Source organism: Pantoea sp. X-Soil-OKNW-713 (assembly GCF_059730685.1).
In genome coordinates, this window is record NZ_AP035995.1 from 1,597,266 (window position 1) to 1,616,276 (window position 19,011).

General features: G+C 57.3%; 21 protein-coding genes. All 21 read left to right on the plus strand.

Annotated elements, in window-relative coordinates; translation table 11 throughout:
- The first annotated feature begins 86 nt into the window (after positions 1-86).
- Positions 87-518, plus strand: a complete 432-nt coding sequence (locus AC6I8R_RS07315; protein WP_021186068.1) for a MarR family winged helix-turn-helix transcriptional regulator — start codon at positions 87-89, stop codon at positions 516-518.
- Positions 519-520: 2 nt separating this feature from the next.
- A complete protein-coding gene (locus AC6I8R_RS07320; protein WP_415175110.1) occupies positions 521-2,206 on the plus strand; it encodes an MFS transporter in 1,686 nt (561 codons plus the stop codon).
- Positions 2,203-3,291: an HlyD family secretion protein gene (locus AC6I8R_RS07325; protein ID WP_021186066.1), complete on the plus strand. Its 1,089-nt coding sequence runs from the start codon at positions 2,203-2,205 to the stop codon at positions 3,289-3,291. Before AC6I8R_RS07320 ends, AC6I8R_RS07325 begins: the two co-directional genes overlap by 4 nt.
- Complete coding sequence (locus AC6I8R_RS07330; RefSeq protein ID WP_497832067.1) at positions 3,288-4,658, plus strand: efflux transporter outer membrane subunit; 1,371 nt, start codon at positions 3,288-3,290, stop codon at positions 4,656-4,658. The genes AC6I8R_RS07325 and AC6I8R_RS07330 overlap by 4 nt, the downstream gene beginning before the upstream one ends.
- A gap of 227 nt (positions 4,659-4,885) precedes the next feature.
- A complete protein-coding gene (locus AC6I8R_RS07335; RefSeq protein WP_152521917.1) occupies positions 4,886-5,278 on the plus strand; it encodes a hypothetical protein in 393 nt (130 codons plus the stop codon).
- 174 nt (positions 5,279-5,452) lie between these two features.
- Positions 5,453-6,181 carry a beta-ketoacyl synthase chain length factor gene (locus AC6I8R_RS07340; RefSeq protein ID WP_036627713.1) on the plus strand — a complete coding sequence of 243 codons (729 nt, stop codon included), beginning with the start codon at positions 5,453-5,455 and terminating at the stop codon, positions 6,179-6,181.
- Positions 6,174-6,971, plus strand: coding sequence for a lysophospholipid acyltransferase family protein (locus AC6I8R_RS07345; protein ID WP_021186062.1), 798 nt, complete (start codon positions 6,174-6,176; stop codon positions 6,969-6,971). The genes AC6I8R_RS07340 and AC6I8R_RS07345 overlap by 8 nt, the downstream gene beginning before the upstream one ends.
- 3 nt (positions 6,972-6,974) lie before the next feature.
- Positions 6,975-7,232, plus strand: a complete 258-nt coding sequence (locus tag AC6I8R_RS07350) for a phosphopantetheine-binding protein (protein WP_021186061.1) — start codon at positions 6,975-6,977, stop codon at positions 7,230-7,232.
- A gap of 11 nt (positions 7,233-7,243) precedes the next feature.
- The gene (locus tag AC6I8R_RS07355) at positions 7,244-7,495 is read left to right on the plus strand and encodes an acyl carrier protein (RefSeq protein WP_415175113.1); all 252 of its coding nucleotides are present in this window, start codon (positions 7,244-7,246) and stop codon (positions 7,493-7,495) included.
- Between the two features lie 7 nt (positions 7,496-7,502).
- On the plus strand, positions 7,503-8,063 hold the full coding sequence (locus AC6I8R_RS07360; protein WP_021186059.1) for a COG4648 family protein: 561 nt from the start codon (positions 7,503-7,505) through the stop codon (positions 8,061-8,063).
- The gene (locus AC6I8R_RS07365) at positions 8,060-9,388 is read left to right on the plus strand and encodes an AMP-binding protein (protein ID WP_415175114.1); all 1,329 of its coding nucleotides are present in this window, start codon (positions 8,060-8,062) and stop codon (positions 9,386-9,388) included. The genes AC6I8R_RS07360 and AC6I8R_RS07365 overlap by 4 nt, the downstream gene beginning before the upstream one ends.
- A complete protein-coding gene (locus AC6I8R_RS07370; RefSeq protein ID WP_021186057.1) occupies positions 9,375-9,722 on the plus strand; it encodes an ApeI family dehydratase in 348 nt (115 codons plus the stop codon). The genes AC6I8R_RS07365 and AC6I8R_RS07370 overlap by 14 nt, the downstream gene beginning before the upstream one ends.
- Positions 9,716-11,410 (plus strand): glycosyltransferase family 2 protein, encoded by a 1,695-nt coding sequence (locus AC6I8R_RS07375; protein WP_497832068.1) that lies wholly within the window; start codon positions 9,716-9,718, stop codon positions 11,408-11,410. The genes AC6I8R_RS07370 and AC6I8R_RS07375 overlap by 7 nt, the downstream gene beginning before the upstream one ends.
- The gene (locus tag AC6I8R_RS07380; protein WP_415175116.1) at positions 11,403-11,819 is read left to right on the plus strand and encodes an acyl-CoA thioesterase; all 417 of its coding nucleotides are present in this window, start codon (positions 11,403-11,405) and stop codon (positions 11,817-11,819) included. The genes AC6I8R_RS07375 and AC6I8R_RS07380 overlap by 8 nt, the downstream gene beginning before the upstream one ends.
- Positions 11,816-12,427, plus strand: coding sequence for an outer membrane lipoprotein carrier protein LolA (locus tag AC6I8R_RS07385; protein WP_415175117.1), 612 nt, complete (start codon positions 11,816-11,818; stop codon positions 12,425-12,427). The genes AC6I8R_RS07380 and AC6I8R_RS07385 overlap by 4 nt, the downstream gene beginning before the upstream one ends.
- Positions 12,393-14,714 carry an MMPL family transporter gene (locus AC6I8R_RS07390; protein ID WP_497832069.1) on the plus strand — a complete coding sequence of 774 codons (2,322 nt, stop codon included), beginning with the start codon at positions 12,393-12,395 and terminating at the stop codon, positions 14,712-14,714. The genes AC6I8R_RS07385 and AC6I8R_RS07390 overlap by 35 nt, the downstream gene beginning before the upstream one ends.
- Positions 14,711-15,283: a DUF3261 domain-containing protein gene (locus AC6I8R_RS07395; protein ID WP_415175119.1), complete on the plus strand. Its 573-nt coding sequence runs from the start codon at positions 14,711-14,713 to the stop codon at positions 15,281-15,283. Before AC6I8R_RS07390 ends, AC6I8R_RS07395 begins: the two co-directional genes overlap by 4 nt.
- On the plus strand, positions 15,280-16,437 hold the full coding sequence (locus AC6I8R_RS07400) for a beta-ketoacyl-[acyl-carrier-protein] synthase family protein (protein ID WP_497832070.1): 1,158 nt from the start codon (positions 15,280-15,282) through the stop codon (positions 16,435-16,437). Before AC6I8R_RS07395 ends, AC6I8R_RS07400 begins: the two co-directional genes overlap by 4 nt.
- Positions 16,430-16,903, plus strand: a complete 474-nt coding sequence (locus AC6I8R_RS07405) for a hotdog family protein (RefSeq protein ID WP_021186050.1) — start codon at positions 16,430-16,432, stop codon at positions 16,901-16,903. Before AC6I8R_RS07400 ends, AC6I8R_RS07405 begins: the two co-directional genes overlap by 8 nt.
- Positions 16,900-17,631: a 3-ketoacyl-ACP reductase FabG2 gene (locus AC6I8R_RS07410; protein ID WP_497832071.1), complete on the plus strand. Its 732-nt coding sequence runs from the start codon at positions 16,900-16,902 to the stop codon at positions 17,629-17,631. Before AC6I8R_RS07405 ends, AC6I8R_RS07410 begins: the two co-directional genes overlap by 4 nt.
- Complete coding sequence (locus tag AC6I8R_RS07415; protein WP_497832072.1) at positions 17,631-18,863, plus strand: beta-ketoacyl-ACP synthase; 1,233 nt, start codon at positions 17,631-17,633, stop codon at positions 18,861-18,863. The genes AC6I8R_RS07410 and AC6I8R_RS07415 overlap by 1 nt, the downstream gene beginning before the upstream one ends.
- The last annotated feature ends 148 nt before the right edge of the window (positions 18,864-19,011 follow it).

The window sequence follows — 19,011 nt, forward strand, 5'->3', positions numbered from 1 at the left end:
AATTTAGGGCACTTTTCATTCGCAACTGGGTCTGCGTATAATAGCGGAAAATTTAGTTAGATATCTAACCATTAGGTTGCTACTCTTTGAGCCAATATCCCCAACCCTTCTCCCGTCTGTTACATCTCACCGCTCATGCGTGGCGACTGGCTGTTGATCGCCGTCTGAAAGAGAGTGGCATGAGCATGAGTAGCTGGATGGCGATTGCCACCGTGGCGACCGCCAGTGAACCGCCAACACAAAAAGCGCTGGCGCTGCTGCTTGGTCTGGAAGAAGCCAGCGTAGTGCCGTTAGTGGATCGGCTGGTGAAGCAACAATTGCTGGCGCGAGTTCAGCCGCCAGAGGACCGGCGTAAGCGCCTGCTGGTGCTGACGGAGCAGGGCGGTGTCGCTTATGCAGAAGTGAAAGCTCAGGCAGATGCGCTGCGCGCTCAGTTGCTGGCGGATATTGATCCCCAGGCGCTGGCAATAACTGAACAGGTGTTGCAACAACTTCTGGCGCGGCTGGGAACCTTGTAGCTATGGCAAAGCGTAACCCCTATGCCCAGCGTGAATGGCTACCGCATGAAAAGCCGATGCTACCGGGGTCACCCTCTACGCCTCTCCATTCACCGGCGAAACGCATTGCCTTCGGTCTGATAGGTATGCTGATCTCCCTCACCGGCGCACTCAGCAATGCGCTGGTCACGGCGAATCTCACCAATCTGCAAGGCACCTTCGGTGCGTACTCCAACGAAATCGCCTGGCTACCGGCGGTTTATGTGATGGGCAATATCTCCATCAATTTGTTGCTAGTGAAGTTTCGTCAACAGTTTGGTCTGCGACTGTTTACCGAGGCCTTTCTGGTGCTGTACGTGCTGGTGGCGTTCTTCCATCTGCTGGCTAACGATCTCAGCTCGGCGATAATCGTACGTACCGCTCATGGCATGGTTGGCGCGGCGCTCAGTTCATTGGGTATCTACTACCAAATCCAGGCGTGGCCCGCGAAGCACCGCCTGAAAGCGCTGGTCATCGGTCTGACTGCCTCGCAGTTGGCAATTCCGCTGGCGCGGCTGTTCTCCACTGAGCTGTTGCAGCTGGATGAATGGCGTGGGTTGTATCTGTTTGAACTGGGTCTGGCAATGATCGCGCTGGGGTGCGTGCTGGTAGTGAAACTGCCGCCGGGTGATCGTATTAAAGCTTTCGAAAAACTCGATTTTCTCACCTTTATTTTGCTGGCGCCTGGCATGGCGCTGATCTGCGCGGTGCTGTCGCTGGGACGCATTGAATGGTGGTTTACCACGCCGTGGCTGGGCATCGCGCTGGCCATTGCGTTGGTGTTGATTGTCACCGCCGTGGTGCTGGAGCATAACCGGCAAAATCCGCTGATTAACACCCGCTGGCTCAGTAACGGCATGATGATTCGGCTGGGAATTGTGATGATTATGATGCGCATTGTACTGGCAGAGCAAAACACGGGTGCGGTGGGTTTCTTGCAGCAACTGGGTTTGCTTAATGACCAGATGCGCGGCATGGCACTGGCAATTATCTGTGGCGTGATGGCTGGCATGGCGCTGAGTGCGCTGACTATCCGGCCCAGCCATCTCAGCTGGCCAATTGTCTTCTCGCTGGTGGTGATGATCATCGCCTCACTGATGGACGCGCAATCCAGCCCGCTGACGCGCGGCGATAACATGTACTTCAGCCAATTTTTATTGGGCTTCAGCAGCGTTTTCTTTATGACGCCTGCCATGCTGTTTGGCATCGGTAGCGTGGTGACGCAGCCGAAAAACCTGGTGAGCTTTGTGGTGTTGTTCGGTATGAGCCAGAACCTGGGTGGGCTGATTGGTGCGGCGATCCTCGGCACTTTCCAGACGTGGCGCGAAAAATATCACTCCAGCCTGCTCGGTGATCAACTGTCGCAACTCAATCCCAACGTGACTGAGCGTTTAAGCCAGTACAGCGCGCTATTCAGCAGTCAGCTCCCGGATGGCTCGCTACTCAGTGCGCAAAGCGGCAGTCAGCTGCAAACCGTTTCCACTTTGCAGGCCAATATCCTGGCTTATAACGATACCTATTACCTGACAGCGGGCCTGGCGCTGATGACCCTGATGTGGGTGTTATGGCGTCTGACGCGCCTGCGTTATCTCAACTGGCGTCAGGCACGACGCAATCTGGCGGAACAGCACCAGCAGGCATTAGCAGCTAACCGAACGGAGACATCATGAGTCAACAGGACGATCTTCAGGCCGCAGAGCGTGAGCGCATCAACCGTCGACGTATCCTCTCAATTGCCGCAGGCAGCGGCATCGTGCTGGTCGGGGTGTTGGTGATCCTGTATGCCTGGCAGTTGTGGCCATTCACCAGCACCATCCAGTCAACGGAGAACGCCTACGTCCGGGGGCAGGTGACGTTTATCAGCCCGCAAGTCAGCGGTTATCTGACGTCAGTCAACGTGGTGGATTTGCAGCCGGTGGAAAAAGGGCAGTTGCTGATGACCATTGATGATCGTATCTATCGCCAGCGGGTGCATCAGGCACAGGCGCAACTGGCGATGAAACAAGCGGCACTGAATAACAATCAGCAGCAGCGAAAAAGCGCGCAAGCCACCATCGTCAGTAACCAGGCGTCACTGGACAATGCCAAAGCGCAGGCGTTGAAAAGTGGTTTTGACCTGAAACGTGTGGAAAATCTTACCGCCGACGGCTCCTTATCGGTACGGGAGCGCGATGCGGCACGCGCAGCGGATGCCCAGGCGCAGGCGCAGGTGCGTCAGGCCGAGGCGCAATTGGCGGTTGCGCAGCAGAATCTGCAAACGGTGATTGTGAATCGCGCTTCGCTGGAGGGGGATGTCGCCAATGCGCAGGCGGCGTTGGAGCTGGCGGAGATCGATCTCGCCAATACCCGCATCATTGCCCCGGATAACGGCCAACTCGGCCAGTTGTCGGTGCGCAAAGGTACCTATGTCACGGCAGGCACGCGCCTGACGTCAGTGGTGCCGGACAATAAATGGGTGATCGCCAACCTGAAAGAGACGCAGCTGGCACGTATCCGGCCAGGGTTGCCGGTGACCATTCGTGTGGATGCGCTGGATGGCAAGCGTTACGACGGCACGGTGGAGTTCATCTCTCCTGCGGCAGGCTCTGAGTTCAGCGCGATTTCGCCGGATAACGCCACCGGCAATTTCGTCAAAATTGCGCAGCGCATTCCGGTGCGAATCAAGGTACATGGTGATTTACAGCAACTGCGTCCCGGGATGTCGGTTGAGGTGGATATCGACACGGCGGCAGAGCCGCGCGAGGACAAACTATGAGTCGGTTGCTGCTGACAACGCTCGCCGCCCTATGGCTGAGCGGTTGTGCCACCGAAGTGGATAAAGCGCCGACCTCCTTGCCGATTCCGGAAAGCTGGCGTCAGCAGGTGGGGCCGGGCGCTGCGCCGGAAGCGCAGTGGTGGCGTGCCTTTGGTGATGACAACCTCAACCGCCTGGTCAGTCAGGCGTTGCAGCACAACAGCGATATTCTCACCGCCCGAGCCCGTGTCGATCAATATCGTGCGCAACTGCGCGCCGCACAGGGCGATGACTACCCGAGTCTGACGGCAGGGGCAGGCGCCACGCATCAGCGCGCCATCTCTGCGGCTACCGGTTTGCCTTATGAGAATGCGGTGTTTCAGGCATCATTACAGGCCAATTACGAGGTGGATTTGTGGGGCAGCCGCAGCAATAGCATCAGCGCGGCTGAGGCTTCACTGGAAGCCCAACGCGCGGCGGCTTCAGCGGCGGAATTAACCGTTGCCAGTTCGGTGGCATCGGGTTATCTCAGCCTGTGTGCCCTGGATGAACAGTTGCGCGTCACCGAGGATACGCTGACCTCACGCGCCAATTCGCTCAGACTGGCGCAGCGTCAGTTTGAAACCGGCTACTCGTCACGGCTGGAGTGGATGCAGGCGTCGTCAGAGTATCAAACGGCCAAAGCGCAGGTGCCGCAGTTGCAGCACCAAATTACCCAGCAGGAAAATGCCCTCAGCGTGCTGGTAGGGATGAACCCGCGAGAGATTGCCCGCGCCGATCATTTCAACCAGGTGATGCCGCAGACGCTGCCGAACCTGTTACCGTCGCAACTGCTCAACCGCCGTCCGGATATCGTTCAGGCGCAGCGTCAGTTATTGGCTTCCGATGCCTCGCTCGCTTCGGCGCAAGCGCAATTGCTGCCCACCCTCAATCTTACGGCCAGCGGTGGCCTGGAAAGTTATCATCTGCATGAATTGCTGGCGAATCCATTCCGTCTGTGGAGCATTGGCGGCAGCGTGCTGGCACCGATTCTCAACCGCGAAGCCCTGACGGCCCAAGTTGATGTGGCGATGGCGACACGCAATCAGGCGCTGTATGGCTATGAAAAAGTGGTAAGAAATGCCTTTGCCGAAGTGGATACCGCACTGGATGCGATTCGTCGCAATCAGGAACAGTTGACGGAACTGGAGAAACAGCAAAACTACGTCAGTGAAGCGCTGCGCATCGCCCGTAACCGCTATCAAAATGGTTACGCCTCCTACCTTGATGAACTGGACGCCCAGCGTACCCTGTTCAACACCCAACTCAGCGTCGTCAGTGTGAAAAACACCCTCTTATTGGCACAAATCGAACTCTATCGGGCATTGGGAGGAGGATGGAAAGGTTAATCATTGCCCGATAACTGCATTTTCTGGCAGGTATGTCTGCACCATCAGCGATTTATCTGACTTTTAAAGGCTTGCTTCGGGTATTTGAGTCATTCATGCTTTTTTTTACTTGTCTTTACAATAAATGGTATTATCCGCGCCATTTCACGCTGTCTTTACGGAAGAGTGTAGGTTTTTTTACACGCGCGGCCGCTTTAGTGGGTTGCCATGACAAGGGAAAAAAGGAAATGATGAAGAAAACATTGGGTAGCGCTTTGGTTATTGCGGCAGTGCTGTTAACCGGATGCGTATCACGCACTCAGCCAATCGATAATATCAACCAGTCGCTGAGCCAGCATTACAGCGACAGCCAAATGAAAAGCGCCATTATTGAGGCGGGCATCAGCCGCCAGTGGGTAATGACACCTGCCGGACCTGGCGTGATCAATGGCCGCCTGGCACAGCGCGGTCACTCAGCTGACATTCGCGTGACTTACACCCCCCAGAGCTACAGCATTCAATATGTAGGCAGCCAGAACCTGTTGGCCAGTGGTGGTCAGATTCACCGTAATTACAACCGCTGGGTTCACAACCTTGACCAGGATATCCAACTGCGCCTTGCGGCACAGGCTGCAAAATAGTCGCCTCGACCATACGTAGATAAAGTTAATCAGTATACTGCCGACATATGATCAGCTGGGCCGTTGGCCCAACTGATGTTGGCAGAGATTTGCCGGATGACGGGAGTCAGGCAAGGAAGGGATGCCACACAGTGACAATTTCACCGTCCCTATAGCTCATGAAAGAATGCAGGTATGAAACTCGCTTACACGCTTATTGACTGGCACGCTATGGCGCCCGGGCTTGACCTGGTTAGCGACTGGCACCAGTGGGCGCAACAGCCCCCATTGATTGATGCCACGCAACCTCTCGCAAAATCACAATTTCTGCCGATGATGACTGCCCGTCGCCTGAGCAATGGCAGCCGTGCGGCGGTGGAGTGTGGATTGGCGTTGTTGTCCCGTCAGCAGGTCGATGCGGTGGTCTTTACCAGCCGTCATGGAGAGCTGGAGCGTAATCTGCGCATCCTCACGGCGCTGGCACATCAGCAAGCGCTATCGCCTACCGATTTCGCCATGTCGGTTCACAATTCGGCGGTTGGCAGTTTGACCATTGCCGCGCGTCAGCCATTGGTTGCGACGTCCGTTGCGGCAGGCATGGACAGTTTCCAGCAAGGGCTGATTGAAGTGGCCGCCTTACATCAGGCGGGTTATCAGCAGGTTTTGCTGGTGGATTTTGACGGGCAGGTCCCGGACTACTATCGTCCCTGGCTGGCGCAAATGCCATTCAATGCACCTTATGCGGTCGCGTTGTTGCTGGGGACGGGCACCATGTGGCGCTGTCAGGCCCAACCCGGACACACTGACCAGGCCGATACTCTGCCACAGAGCCTGCTGTGCCTGCATGGTCTGTTAAGCCAGCAGGTAGCGTTTAGTATTCAGGGTGAACGCCATCGCTGGCAGTGGGAGCGTGAACATGGCTGATAACACATTGTCACTGCAACGTTCAGGCTTCAATTATTACTGGCGGCTGGTGATGACCGCCGTAAGTTTTACCTTGTTCAGTGTGGGAGGCTTACTGCTGTCCCTGATCTGGTTCAATGTGCTACTGCTGGTGCAGCGCGACGCGACGCGACGCCGGCAGCTTGCCCGTCGCAGCATCGCGTGCAGTTTCCGCTGTTTTTTACGCTTCTGCCGATGGGTTGGGGTATATGACTACCGCATTGAAGGGGCGGAGTTACTGCAACAGGATCGCGGCTGCCTGATTGTGGCTAATCACCCCTCACTCATCGACTACGTGATGATTGCCTCGGTGTTACCGGAGATGGATTGCCTGGTCAAAGCCGAGTTGCAGCACAGCTTCTTTTTACGCGGCGTTATTCGTGCAGCCGATTACCTGATCAACAGCGAAGCAGAAACGCTGTTGCCGGATAGTCAGCAACGCCTGGCGCGCGGCGATACCATTCTGATTTTTCCTGAAGGTACCCGCACCCGTTATGGCGAACCTCTGAAACTGCAACGCGGCGCGGCGAATATAGCGGTCCGCGCCGGATGCGATCTGCGCGTGGTTCATATCAGCTGCACCCAGCGTATGCTGGATAAACAAAGTCGCTGGTATCAGATTCCGCCGGTTAAACCCCTTTTTACTGTACGCGTACAATCGCGTATTGATAGCCAGAGCTTTAGCGAAGCCAATGAAGATGCGCAGCCGCTGGCAGCGCGTCGCCTGACGCGTCACCTGCAACAGGCACTGGTCCCTGACGAGATAAAGTAAGTTATGCAATCACTGAACAACGAAATAAAACAAATGATTATCGACACGCTGAATCTGGAAGATATCAGCGTTGATGATATTGACACCGATGCTCCCCTGTTCGGCGAGGGATTGGGGCTGGACTCCATCGATGCGCTGGAGCTGGGACTGGCGGTAAAGAATCGTTTTAGCGTTCAACTCTCCGCTGAAAGTGAAACGTTGCGCGCGCACTTTTTTTCCGTGGCCACGCTGGCTGCGTTTATTGAACAACAGCAAGCCTGAGAGCGGTAAATATGATGAATAAAGACGAGATTTACCAGGAAATTGCGGCGCTGCTGACCTCATTGTTTGAAATTGATGCTGACGACATTCGTCCGGATGCGCGTCTGTATGAGGACCTCGAACTCGACAGCATTGATGCCGTCGATATGGTGGTGCACCTGCAAAAACGTACTGGTCGCAAGATCAAACCGGAAATTTTCCGCTCGGTGCGTACTGTGCAGGATGTGGTGGATGCCGTTGACCAATTGATGCGTGAAGCCTGAGAACAAAATGCGTGCGGCACTGCGTCTGCTGAATGGCATCGCCCTGCTCGCATGGCCGTTGCTGGTCTGGCTGGCGCTGACGTATCCGCACTGGCGCGCCTTGTTGTTGGTGCTTGCTGTGCTGTTTGTGCTGCGCGGCTGGAGCTTACGTAACTCTCACGGTGCCCTGGCGCGAGGTGGGTTGCTGCTGGCGCTGGTGGGAAGCCTGCTGTGTCTTGCCAGCCTGGTGCTGCGTCAGCAACATCTGTTGCTGTGGTATCCGGTGGTGGTCAATGCCCTGATGTTGCTGCTGTTTGGCACATCATTATGGCGAGGCATGCCGCTGGTGGAACGCATCGCCCGGTTGCGTGAACCACAGCTACCACCTCGTGCTGTGCGCTACACCCGACGTGTGACTCAGGTGTGGTGCCTGTTTTTTGTTTTTAACGGCAGCGTGGCGTTAATGACCTGCCTGCGGGCGGATCTCGCGCTATGGACACTCTGGAATGGATGCATCAGTTATCTGCTGATGGGAATGCTGATGGGCGGCGAATGGCTGCTGCGTCAGCGGATGAGGAAACAGGCATGAACGTACAGCCCATCGCCAACTGGCTCAACGCAGAGGATCGCCTGGTGGCCTGGCAGGGTCAGCAGGAATATCGTTTATCCACGCTGCGCCAACAGGTGATTGCGTTATCTGCACGTATCAAGACGCAGCCGGGACAACATTGGGCGTTGTGCTTCGACAACAGTTATCACTTCACCGTCGCCCTGCTGGCGTTATGGCATCTGGGGAAAACCCCGGTGATCCCGGGTCATTGCCGGGCAGCACAACTGGAAGAGATGGCGGCCAATATTGATGGGGTGATCAGCGATATGCCGCTGACCATTTCGTTGCCGCATCTGCTTTGGGATGGCGCGCAGGCGGAAGGGGAGCTGACTGCGATTGCCGCTGACGCAACCCTGGTGTTGTTTACTTCTGGCTCAACAGGAACGCCACGTCCGGTGGTGAAATCCGTTCGCGCGCTGGACCTTGAAGCGCAATGGCTGGCCACGTTGTGGGGAGATCGCCTGCAACACAGCCATGTCATTGCCTCCGTCAGCCATCAGCATCTCTATGGCCTGAGTTTCCGCATCGTGTTGCCAATGGCACTGGGTTTACCCTTTGCCGCGCAGCAGTTGTTTTATAGTGAACAGCTCGCTGATCAGACCCCTACACGCCGTTATGCGTTTATCAGCAGCCCGGCGTTTTTACGTCGACTGGACGCGTCACTGCATCTGCCGCGCTGTGCGTTAATCGTTTCCGCCGGCGGGGCGTTACCCTGGCCCGATGCACAGCGCACGCAGCAATGGTTGGGTTGTAGCGTCGATGAGATCTATGGCAGCACTGAAACCGGCGTGATTGCCTGGCGTTATCTCAGTGCCGGGCAGACGCCGTGGCAGTGTTTCCCGGCAGTAGAACTTTGTCGTCAGGAAAATGCGCACTGGCGTGTTTTCTCCCCGTTGCTGGAAACAGCCGCAGGTTGTGCGCTGGACGACCGTATCCTGCCGCAGTCGGAGGGGCGATTTCAACTGGCTGGCCGCCAGGATCGGGTGGTAAAAATCGAAGATAAGCGCGTCTCACTGAGCGAAATCGAACGACGTCTGTTGGATTTGCCAGGTGTGAACGATGCGGCAGCGCTGGCGATCCAGCGTCATGGTCGCCAGGCGATTGGCGTGGTGCTGGCAATCACACAGCTTCCTGAACCCGCTGCGCTGTCACACTGCAAACAGCGTTGGAGACAGGCGCTGCAACCCTGGCTGGAGCCGGTGGCGATGCCTCGCTACTGGCGTGTGGTGACGACCATCCCGGTTACCGCGCAAAGTAAGCGCGCCTGGCCGCAAATTGAGGAGCTTTTTCATGTTGCCGATTGAACTTGATGTGCAGCAACAGGAGACGGCGCTGACGCTGCGATTGCGTGTACCTGGCGACCTGCTATGGTTTCAGGGCCATTTTCCGACGCTCCCTATTTTACCCGGTGTGGCGCAACTCGATTGGGTGCTCTATTACGGGCTGACGCGTCTGGTGCCAGGCAAAGCCTTCTCGTCGATTGAGAACATCAAGTTTCAGCAGCCGGTGCCACCGGACGCTGAACTGGAACTCCAGCTCAACTGGCAGGCAGAGAAATCCCTGCTCAGTTTTCAATATCGGTTACTGTCTGACCGCGCCCAACCGATCGCCAGCAGTGGGAAGATTCGCCTGTGCTGAGTGAACCTTTTTCTCCCTGTGTGCTGATCCCCTGCTATAACCACGGCGCGATGCTGGCGTCGGTGTTGCAACGTCTGGCACCGTTTAATTTGCCAATCATCATTGTGGATGATGGCAGCAATGCTCAAACCCGCCAGCTGATCGATGACCTCAACGCGCCCGATCTGCATGTCCATCGGTTGTCAGCCAATCAAGGTAAGGGTGCCGCAGTGATCGCCGGAATGCGCGTTGCCGCAGCCAGAGGATACAGCCATGCATTACAGCTGGATGCAGACGGTCAACATCAGGTGGAAGACACGCCCCGTATGCTGGAGGAGGCACGGCGCTATCCGCACAGCCTGATTTCCGGTCAGCCGCTGTATGACGCCTCGATTCCTAAGTCACGTTTATATGGCCGCTACATCACCCATTTTTGGGTCTGGATTGAGACGCTCTCGTTTTCGTTAAAAGACAGCATGTGTGGCTTCCGCGTCTATCCGCTGGTGCCATCGCTGGCGTTATGCGATCGCCAGCCGATTGGGCAGCGGATGGATTTTGATACCGAAATCATGGTGCGCCTTTACTGGCAGGGTACGCCGAGCCGCTTTCTGTCCACGCGCGTGACCTATCCGGTAACCGGTGTGTCGCATTTTGATGCGTTGCACGACAATCTGCGCATCTCGTGGATGCACACCCGTTTATTCTTCGGCATGCTGCCGCGCATCCCACAGTTGCTCCGTCAGCGGGGCAGTAACCGCCATTGGTCGGCAACCCCGGAACGTCGGGGGCAATGGGGGCTGCGGTTTATGTTGTGGTTGTATCAACATGCCGGGCGCGGACCTTTTGTACTGCTGCTGTGGCCGGTGGTTGCGGTGTACTGGCTCAGCGGACGTCATGCGCGCGCGGCGTCACAGCAGTGGCTGGCAAAGATTCAGCGCTGTGCGCAACAACACCATCTCAGGTTGCCCGCACCCCTCAATAGCTACCGCCATTTTCTGCGCTTCGGTTACAGCATGCTGGATAAGGTGGCGAGCTGGCGCGGTGATGTGCAGTGGGGACGTGATATTGATTTCGCACCAGGGGCGGAAGCGGTCATTCGTGCCGCCGATGGCAAAGGGCATCTGATCCTGGCTTCACATCTGGGCGATATCGAAGCGTGCCGCGCTATGGCGAAGCAGGTCAGCGGCCTGGTGATCAACGCATTGGTGTTTACCGATAACGCGCAACGCTTTCGCGAAGTGCTGGAAAGTATCGCGCCGCAGGCAGGGGTTAATCTGATGCCGGTCACCGATATGGGGCCGGATACAGCGATCCTGCTGCAACAAAAACTGGACGCCGGGGAGTGGGTGGCGATTGTTGGCGATCGCACAGCGGTCAATCGCCAGCGAGGCGGTGAGCGCCGCGTGATCTGGAGTGAATTTCTCGGCCAGCCAGCACCGTTCCCACAGGGACCGTTTTTACTGGCAGCCGCGCTACGTTGTCCGGTTTTGCTGATGTTTGCCTTGCAGCAGCAAGGTAAATTACGGGTGTATTGCGAAAACTTTGCCTCCCCTTTATCGCTGCCCCGTGCCACTCGTCAGCAGGCATTGCAGCAGGCGGTGGATCGCTATGCGCAACGTCTGGAGCATCACGCCTTTCTGGCTCCGCTGGACTGGTTCAATTTTTATGATTTCTGGAGCTTACCGGGAGAGGAGAGTCGCGATGAGTGAGCCGAACCACCGTGCCGAGGTGGAAATTGTGGTTTCGTTTAACGACTGCGACCCAATGGGAGTGGTATGGCACGGCCATTATTTCCGCTTTTTTGAAGCGGCACGCGAGGCGTTGTTGCGCAGCGTGAATTACAGCTACCACGAGATGGCCGCCAGTGGCTACGTCTGGCCGGTGGTAGATACGCGGGTGAAATACCGTCAGCCACTGCGTTGCGAAGAGCGCATTCGGGTCAGCGCGACCATCGTGGAATATGAAAACCGTTTGCGGATTGATTACCACATCCACAATGCCGCCGGACAACTGACCACCAAAGCCCACACCATTCAGGTGGCGGTGGATCAGGCCACGCAGGAAATGTGTTTTGTCTCGCCCGCCATATTGTTTGAACGTCTGGGGGTACAACCGTGAAACGATTTTTGCTGACGTTGCTGTTGTTGTGGAACGTCGCCGCGCAAGCGGTGACCCTTGAGCAACTGCAACAACGATTTGCCAGTCAGCCGGTTATTCGTGCCAACTTCGTGCAGGTACGCACCATCGCCGGAATGGCGCAGCCGTTGGTTTCACGCGGTCAGTTGCTGATTGCCCAACAGCAAGGGCTGTGGTGGCAACAGAATACGCCTTTCCCGATGACGCTGATTCTGGATGATAAACGCATGGTGCAAAGCATGAGCGGTCAACCGCCGCAGGTGATCACGGCTGAAAGCAACCCACAAATGTTCCAGTTTAATCATCTGCTACGCGCCCTGTTCCAGGCTGATGAAAAAGTGTTGAAAGAGAATTTCACCCTCGATTTTCAGGATAAGGGCAATGAAAACTGGCAACTGGGACTGACGCCGAAAGCGGCACCACTGAATAAAATTTTCAACCGTATCGAGTTGCAGGGGGGCGCGTATCTTAACCGCATCCAGCTGGACGATAAGCAGGGAGATAAAACCGATATCACCCTGAGCGATACCCGGACCGAACCCGGCCATCTGACCGATGAGGAGCGCGCGCGTTTTGCTCCGACACCGTGAAAAAAATCTGGCGCTGGTGTGGTTGACGGTGTGCCTGGCGCTGGCTATCGCATTGGCCTGCCTGTTACCGCGTAGCCAGCTAAACAGCAGCGTGCTGGCGCTGTTGCCGCAGCAGAATCTCGGCCAGGCTCCTGCCGAGATTCAGCAGGCTTTTATGCAACGTCTGGATCGTCAGCTGGTCTGGCTGGTGAGCAGTAACGCCGATGACGGTGATGCCGTGGCGGCCTGGTGGCAGGCGCAGCTCAAGGCTTTACCGGAACTGAAGCAAGTCAGTGGCGCAATGGACGATCAGCAAATGCAGCGCTGGGGTGCCTTCGCCTGGCAGAATCGCAATGGTCTGATTGACGACGCCACGCGTGCGCGGCTGCAAAGCGGCGGGGCAGACCAGGCAGACTGGATTCTGGCGCAACTGTTTTCCGCTTTCGCCGGCGTGAGCAGCCAGGAGTTACAGCACGATCCGCTGCTGCTGGTGCGTGGGGCGCAACTGGCCTTACAGCAAAATGCCAGCAAAATGGTGCTGCACAATGGCTGGTTGACGGTGAATGACCCACAGCAGCGGCGCTGGTATTTTTTGCACGGCGAGCTGGACAGCAATGCCTTCAGTATCCGGCAAAGTCATCAACTGGTGACGGCGCTCAACCAACTGGAGCAGCAACTGAAAACGCGCTGGCCGGATGCCCGGCTGTTGACGCGGGGCACGGTGTTATTTAGCGATGATGCCAGCCAGCGCGCGCAGCATGATGTCGAGACGTTGGGGAGTGCGACGCTGGCGGGATTGTTGCTGCTGATCTGGCTGGTGTTCCGATCGCTGCGACCGCTCGCGTTGTGCGCATTGTCGGTGGCGATTGGCGCGATGGCGGGGACGGTAGCGACCTTGCTGTGTTTTGGCGAGTTGCATCTCACCACGCTGGTGATGAGCCTGAGTATTGTTGGCATTTCAGCGGATTACACCCTGTACTACCTGACCGAGCGCATGGTGCACGGCAACGAGGCATCGCCCTGGCAAAGTTTGCAGAAGGTGCGTGCCACCCTGCTGCTGGCGCTGGCCACCACCGCCATCGCCTGGCTGCTGATGCTGCTGGCTCCCTTTCCCGGACTGCGCCAGTTGGCGGTATTCGCCGCCAGTGGCCTGAGTGCTTCCTGCCTGACGGTGATCTGCTTCTACCCCTGGCTGGTGCGGGGGCTGCCGGTGCGCCCGATCCCCGGCATGGTGTGGCTGGCCCGCTGGCTCGCTGCCTGGCGACGTCAACGGGTGCTGATGTGGGGATTACCGACACTGGTCGCCATTTACGCACTGCTCGGTATCCTGCAACTGCGGGTGGATGATGATATTGCCCATCTGCAAAGTGCACCGCAGCAGCTACTGGCCCAGGACCGGCAACTGGCGCAGCTTACCGGGCAGCAGGCCGATCAAACCTGGTTTGTGGTATGGGGGGATAACCCGCAGCAAACGCTGCAACGGGTGAGCGAGCTGGCTCCAGCGTTACAGCAGGCCCGGCAGCACCGATGGCTGGAAGGGTATCGTATCCTGCCACTTAACTCGCTGGCACGACAGCAGCAGGATTTGACCTTGCTGGCACAAGCAGCCCCCACCATTACGGCACGGCTGAAGCAAGCGGGCGTGACGCTGGCAGAAGCCGATCTGCACGCCATGCCGGTGACGCCGGAAAACTGGCTGGCAAGCCCGTTGAGTGAAGGCTGGCGTTTATTGTGGCTGTCGCTGCCGGATGGACGCAGCAGCGTGCTGGTGCCGGTGAATGGTGTGCGTGACAGTGCGGCACTGGCACAACTGGCGGCGCAACAACCTGGTGTCAGCTGGGTTGATCGCAAAGCCAGCTATGACCAACTGTTTGGTTTCTGGCGCACATTATTGAGCGGGCTGTTGGCATTAGCGTTGCTATTGATCACCCTGAGTTATGTGATACGGCTGGGGTTGAAAGCTGGCTTGCGCAGCGCGTTGCCCTCCTGGCTTTCGCTGGCGGCGGCACTGGCGACGCTTGGCTGGATTGGGGCCAGTCTCAATCTTTTTGCCTTGCTGGCTCTGATTCTGGTGCTGGGTATCGGCATCAATTACACGCTGTTCTTCAGTAACCCGCGCGGCACACCGCTGACTTCAATGCTGGCAGTGACGCTGGCAATGATGACGACGTTGCTGACGCTGGGCATGTTGGTGTTCAGCAGTACCAGCGCCATCAGTAGCTTTGGCGTGGTGCTGTGCAGTGGCATCTTCTGCGCATTCTTACTGGCGCCACTGGCGCTGGCCCCCCGGAAAAGGAAGCAATCATGAACAAGGGCCTGATTTTTCTACTGATCGCACTGCTGCTGGGTGGCTGTGCCCGTCAGACAGAACCCACTCATCGGCCAACGGCGTGGCTCAAACCGGGGGTACGCGTCACGCTACCGGCTCCGGGGATTACACCGGCTTTCGAACAGCAGCAGCTGTTAACCGGTCACGTTAAAGGGAAAACGCAATCGTTGCTGGTGCTGTTGGCGGCGGATGAGCAACATATCAGCCTTGCCGGGTTATCGTCGCTCGGCATTCGTCTGTTCCGCGTCACGTATGATGCGACCGGCATTCATACCCAACAAATGATGGCGCTGCCGGAGATGCCGCCCGCCAGCCAGGTGTTGGCAGATATTATGCTGAGCCACTGGCCGATCAGCGCCTGGCAGCCACAATTACCTCAAGGCTGGCAGTTGCAGGATATTGGCGATCGTCGCGAGCTGCGTGACCCATCCGGTACGGTGGTGACGTTGATCCGTTATATGCAACGTGGCACGCAACGTGAGCCGATCAGCATTGATCAGCGCGCTTTTGGTTATCAAATTCAGATTCAACACCTGGACGCATCATGATTTACATCTCGGCTTACGGCATGGTTAATGCACTTGGCAACAGCCTCGAGCAGATCGCTGCCCAATTGCAACAGGGCGAAGCTCCGGGGATGCAGCCGCGCGAGAGCTGGTTGCTGGCGGGGAAACGCTGTTGGGTGGGCGAAGTTCTGGGCGAGCTTCCTACCATCCCCACCGAACTGGCCGCGCATAACACCCGTAACAACCAACTGCTGCTGGCTGCGCTGGCGCAGATTCGCCCGGCGGTGGAGGCGGCGGTAGCGCAGTACGGTCGCGATCGTGTGGCAGTGATCCTTGGCACCAGCACCTCGGGGGTTGATGAGGGGGATCGTCAGGTTAGTGCCGGCTTAAGCGGCTATGACTACCGGATGCAGGAGTTGGGCGATCCGTCACGCTTCCTGGCGCATTATCTGCAACTGGATGGCCCGGCTTATACCCTCTCCACGGCCTGTTCTTCCAGCGCGCGCGCCATTATTAGCGGCGAGCGCCTGATTGCGGCAGGCCTGGCGGATGTGGCGTTGGTGGGCGGGGCGGATTCGCTCAGCCGGATGCCGATCAACGGCTTTGCCAGTCTGGAATCACTTTCTGAGCACCATTGTGCGCCTTTCAGCCGCGATCGTGACGGGATCTCGATTGGTGAAGCGTCAGCGTTGTTGTTATTAACGCGCGAGCCTCAGCCCCTGGCGCTGCTGGGCGTTGGCGAGTCGTCGGATGCCTGGCATATGTCGGCACCGCACCCGGAAGGTGTGGGAGCAGAACGAGCAATGGCAATGGCGTTGCAGCAGGCAGGTTTAGCACCAGAGCAGGTTGGTTATATCAATTTGCACGGCACCGCGACGCCGTTGAACGATCAGGTGGAAGCCGCCGTGGTGCAGCGGTTGTTTGGTGATCGCGTACCCTGTAGCTCCACCAAACACCTCACGGGACATACGTTAGGCGCAGCAGGTGCCACCGAAGCCGCGTTGTCGTTGCTGCTGCTGGAGCAACATTTACCGCTGCCTCCACAGGATTTTTCTCGCGCGGAACGCGACACCACCTTAGCGGATTGTGGCCTGATTACCGCACCAGTGTCGCTGGGGCGTCCGGTTATCGCGTCTAATTCATTTGCTTTTGGCGGGAACAATACCTGCCTGATTACAGGACGCGTCGATGGTTGATTTTCTGCCGGTAAGTGAATATTTACCGCACCGTGCGCCGATGTTGCTGCTGGATCGTGTTATCGCAGTCAGTGCTGACCACGTCATCTGCGCAGTGACCATTGACGGGCAGGGCGTACTGGCACCGTTTCTGACGCCGCAAGGGGAGCTGCCCGCCTGGTTCGGTGTGGAGATCATGGCGCAGACCGTGGGCGTCTGGTCGGGCTTTCATGCCCGGCAGCAGGGGGAAACTCAGATCCGCCCCGGCATGCTGCTCGGCGGGCGGGGGTATCGCCCGATAGCCGCTACTTTTCCAGCCGGAGCGCATTTGCAGGTGGAGATGCATTTGCTGATGCGTGATGACCGGCTTGGCAGTTTTGAAGGGAAAATTAGTCATCAGTCTGAGTGTCTGGCGACTGGCCGCCTTAACACTTATCAACCCGATGACGATGAATTACAACGATTATTACAAGGACATCAGCCATGACACGTAGCGTTTTAGTAACCGGCGCAAGTAAAGGAATCGGGCGTGCCATTGCCCTGCGGCTGGCGCAGGATGGTTTCCATGTGACGGTGCATTATCACCGTGACGCCGCTGGCGCAACGCAAACGCTGGAGCAGATTATCGCGGCGGGCGGTAGCGGTCGCACCATACAATTTGATGTCGGGCAGCGGGAGGCAACGCGCGCAGCGCTGGAGCAGGATATCGCCCGCTTTGGTGCCTGGTATGGCGTGGTGAGCAATGCCGGTATTACCCGTGATGCGGCTTTCCCGGCATTGAGCGATGAAGAATGGGACAGCGTGATCCACACCAATCTCGATAGTTTTTATAACGTGATTCAGCCTTGTGTGATGCCGATGATCGGCCTGCGCCAGGGGGGGCGGATTGTCACCTTATCGTCAGTCTCGGGCATCATGGGCAATCGCGGGCAGGTGAACTACAGCGCTGCCAAAGCTGGCATTATCGGTGCCAGCAAGGCGCTGGCCATTGAACTGGCTAAACGTAAAATTACCGTCAACTGTATCGCGCCGGGATTGATTGATACCGGTATGACCGATTTGGAACCGCATGTCATCGACGAAGCACTGAAGCTGATCCCGATGAAACGTATGGGGGGAGCCGAGGAGGTGGCAGGCCTGGCCAGCTATCTGATGTCGGATATCGCGGGTTATGTTACGCGTCAGGTGATTTCAATCAATGGGGGTATGCTGTGATGCAACGTGTGGTAGTCACCGGAATGGGCGGTGTCACGGCGTTTGGTGAAAGTTGGTCTGCGGTGGCTGAACGCCTGAAACAGGGTAAAAACGCGGTGCGTAACATGCCGGAATGGCAGATCTACGATGGTCTGCATACGCAACTGGGCGCGCCGGTGGACGATTTTACGCTCCCGGATCACTACACCCGCAAACGCATTCGTGCCATGGGGCGGGTGTCGCTGCTGGCGACCCGTGCCACGGAACTGGCGCTGGAGCAGGCGGGGTTGATTGATCATCCGGTACTGACCAGCGGGGAAACCGGTATCGCCTACGGCTCCTCGACCGGCAGTACCGGGCCGGTGAGTGAGTTCGCCACCATGCTGACCGAAAAACACACCAACAATATCACCGGTACCACTTACGTGCAGATGATGCCGCACACCACGGCGGTGAACGCCGGGTTGTTTTTTGGCTTGCGTGGTCGTGTCATCCCGACATCCAGCGCCTGTACCTCGGGCAGCCAGGCCATCGGCTATGCCTGGGAAGCGATTCGTCACGGCTATCAGACGGTGATGGTTGCCGGAGGAGCCGAAGAACTCTGCCCTTCGGAAGCGGCGGTGTTTGACACCTTATTTGCCACCAGCCAGCAAAACGCGGCGCCTGGATTGACGCCAGCCCCGTTCGATCAGCAGCGCGATGGGCTGGTGATTGGTGAAGGGGCCGGCACCCTGATTCTTGAGTCGCTGGAGCATGCGCAGGCGCGTGGGGCGACGATCTATGCCGAACTGGTCGGGTTTTATACCAACTGCGATGCGGCGCATATCACACAGCCGCAGCGGGAAACCATGCAAATTTGCATCGAGCGTGCCTTGCAAATGGCGGGAGTGACCCCGGAGCAAATTGGCTACATTAATGCCCACGGCACCGCTACCGATCGCGGTGATATTGCCGAAAGTCAGGCCACCGCTGCGGTGTTTGGCGAAACTACGCCGATTTCCTCCCTGAAAAGCTACTTCGGCCATACGCTGGGGGCATGTGGGGCACTGGAAGCCTGGATGAGTATTGAGATGATGCGTGAAGGCTGGTTTGTGCCGACGCTGAACCTGACACAGCCCGCCGCGGAATGCGGAAAGCTGGATTACATCATGGGCGAAGTACGCCAGCTCGAAACGGATTATATCCAGTCAAATAACTTTGCTTTTGGCGGCATTAATACGTCTCTGGTGTTCCGCCGTTGGCGAGGGATGTAACGCCACCATTCCCGTAGCGGTGCGATTTATCGCGCGTTATTTGTCTGTAGCATTAAAGTCAAAGGCGCGCGATAAATCGCGCCGCTACGTCTCAACATCAATTTTCTGTCATGCCCCGTCAGGAATTCGTTAAGAAAATGCCTGGATT

Coding starts and splice junctions, on each gene's coding strand:
- AC6I8R_RS07380 (WP_415175116.1), top strand. CDS start 11,403: ATGAGTGAGCCGAACCACCGTGCCGAGGTGGAAATTGTGGTTTCGTTT.
- AC6I8R_RS07370 (WP_021186057.1), top strand. CDS start 9,375: ATGTTGCCGATTGAACTTGATGTGCAGCAACAGGAGACGGCGCTGACG.
- AC6I8R_RS07330 (WP_497832067.1), top strand. CDS start 3,288: ATGAGTCGGTTGCTGCTGACAACGCTCGCCGCCCTATGGCTGAGCGGT.
- AC6I8R_RS07350 (WP_021186061.1), top strand. CDS start 6,975: ATGCAATCACTGAACAACGAAATAAAACAAATGATTATCGACACGCTG.
- AC6I8R_RS07325 (WP_021186066.1), top strand. CDS start 2,203: ATGAGTCAACAGGACGATCTTCAGGCCGCAGAGCGTGAGCGCATCAAC.
- AC6I8R_RS07320 (WP_415175110.1), top strand. CDS start 521: ATGGCAAAGCGTAACCCCTATGCCCAGCGTGAATGGCTACCGCATGAA.
- AC6I8R_RS07335 (WP_152521917.1), top strand. CDS start 4,886: ATGATGAAGAAAACATTGGGTAGCGCTTTGGTTATTGCGGCAGTGCTG.
- AC6I8R_RS07345 (WP_021186062.1), top strand. CDS start 6,174: ATGGCTGATAACACATTGTCACTGCAACGTTCAGGCTTCAATTATTAC.
- AC6I8R_RS07395 (WP_415175119.1), top strand. CDS start 14,711: ATGAACAAGGGCCTGATTTTTCTACTGATCGCACTGCTGCTGGGTGGC.
- AC6I8R_RS07365 (WP_415175114.1), top strand. CDS start 8,060: ATGAACGTACAGCCCATCGCCAACTGGCTCAACGCAGAGGATCGCCTG.
- AC6I8R_RS07340 (WP_036627713.1), top strand. CDS start 5,453: ATGAAACTCGCTTACACGCTTATTGACTGGCACGCTATGGCGCCCGGG.
- AC6I8R_RS07360 (WP_021186059.1), top strand. CDS start 7,503: ATGCGTGCGGCACTGCGTCTGCTGAATGGCATCGCCCTGCTCGCATGG.
- AC6I8R_RS07400 (WP_497832070.1), top strand. CDS start 15,280: ATGATTTACATCTCGGCTTACGGCATGGTTAATGCACTTGGCAACAGC.
- AC6I8R_RS07355 (WP_415175113.1), top strand. CDS start 7,244: ATGATGAATAAAGACGAGATTTACCAGGAAATTGCGGCGCTGCTGACC.
- AC6I8R_RS07405 (WP_021186050.1), top strand. CDS start 16,430: ATGGTTGATTTTCTGCCGGTAAGTGAATATTTACCGCACCGTGCGCCG.
- AC6I8R_RS07415 (WP_497832072.1), top strand. CDS start 17,631: ATGCAACGTGTGGTAGTCACCGGAATGGGCGGTGTCACGGCGTTTGGT.
- AC6I8R_RS07410 (WP_497832071.1), top strand. CDS start 16,900: ATGACACGTAGCGTTTTAGTAACCGGCGCAAGTAAAGGAATCGGGCGT.
- AC6I8R_RS07390 (WP_497832069.1), top strand. CDS start 12,393: ATGAGGAGCGCGCGCGTTTTGCTCCGACACCGTGAAAAAAATCTGGCG.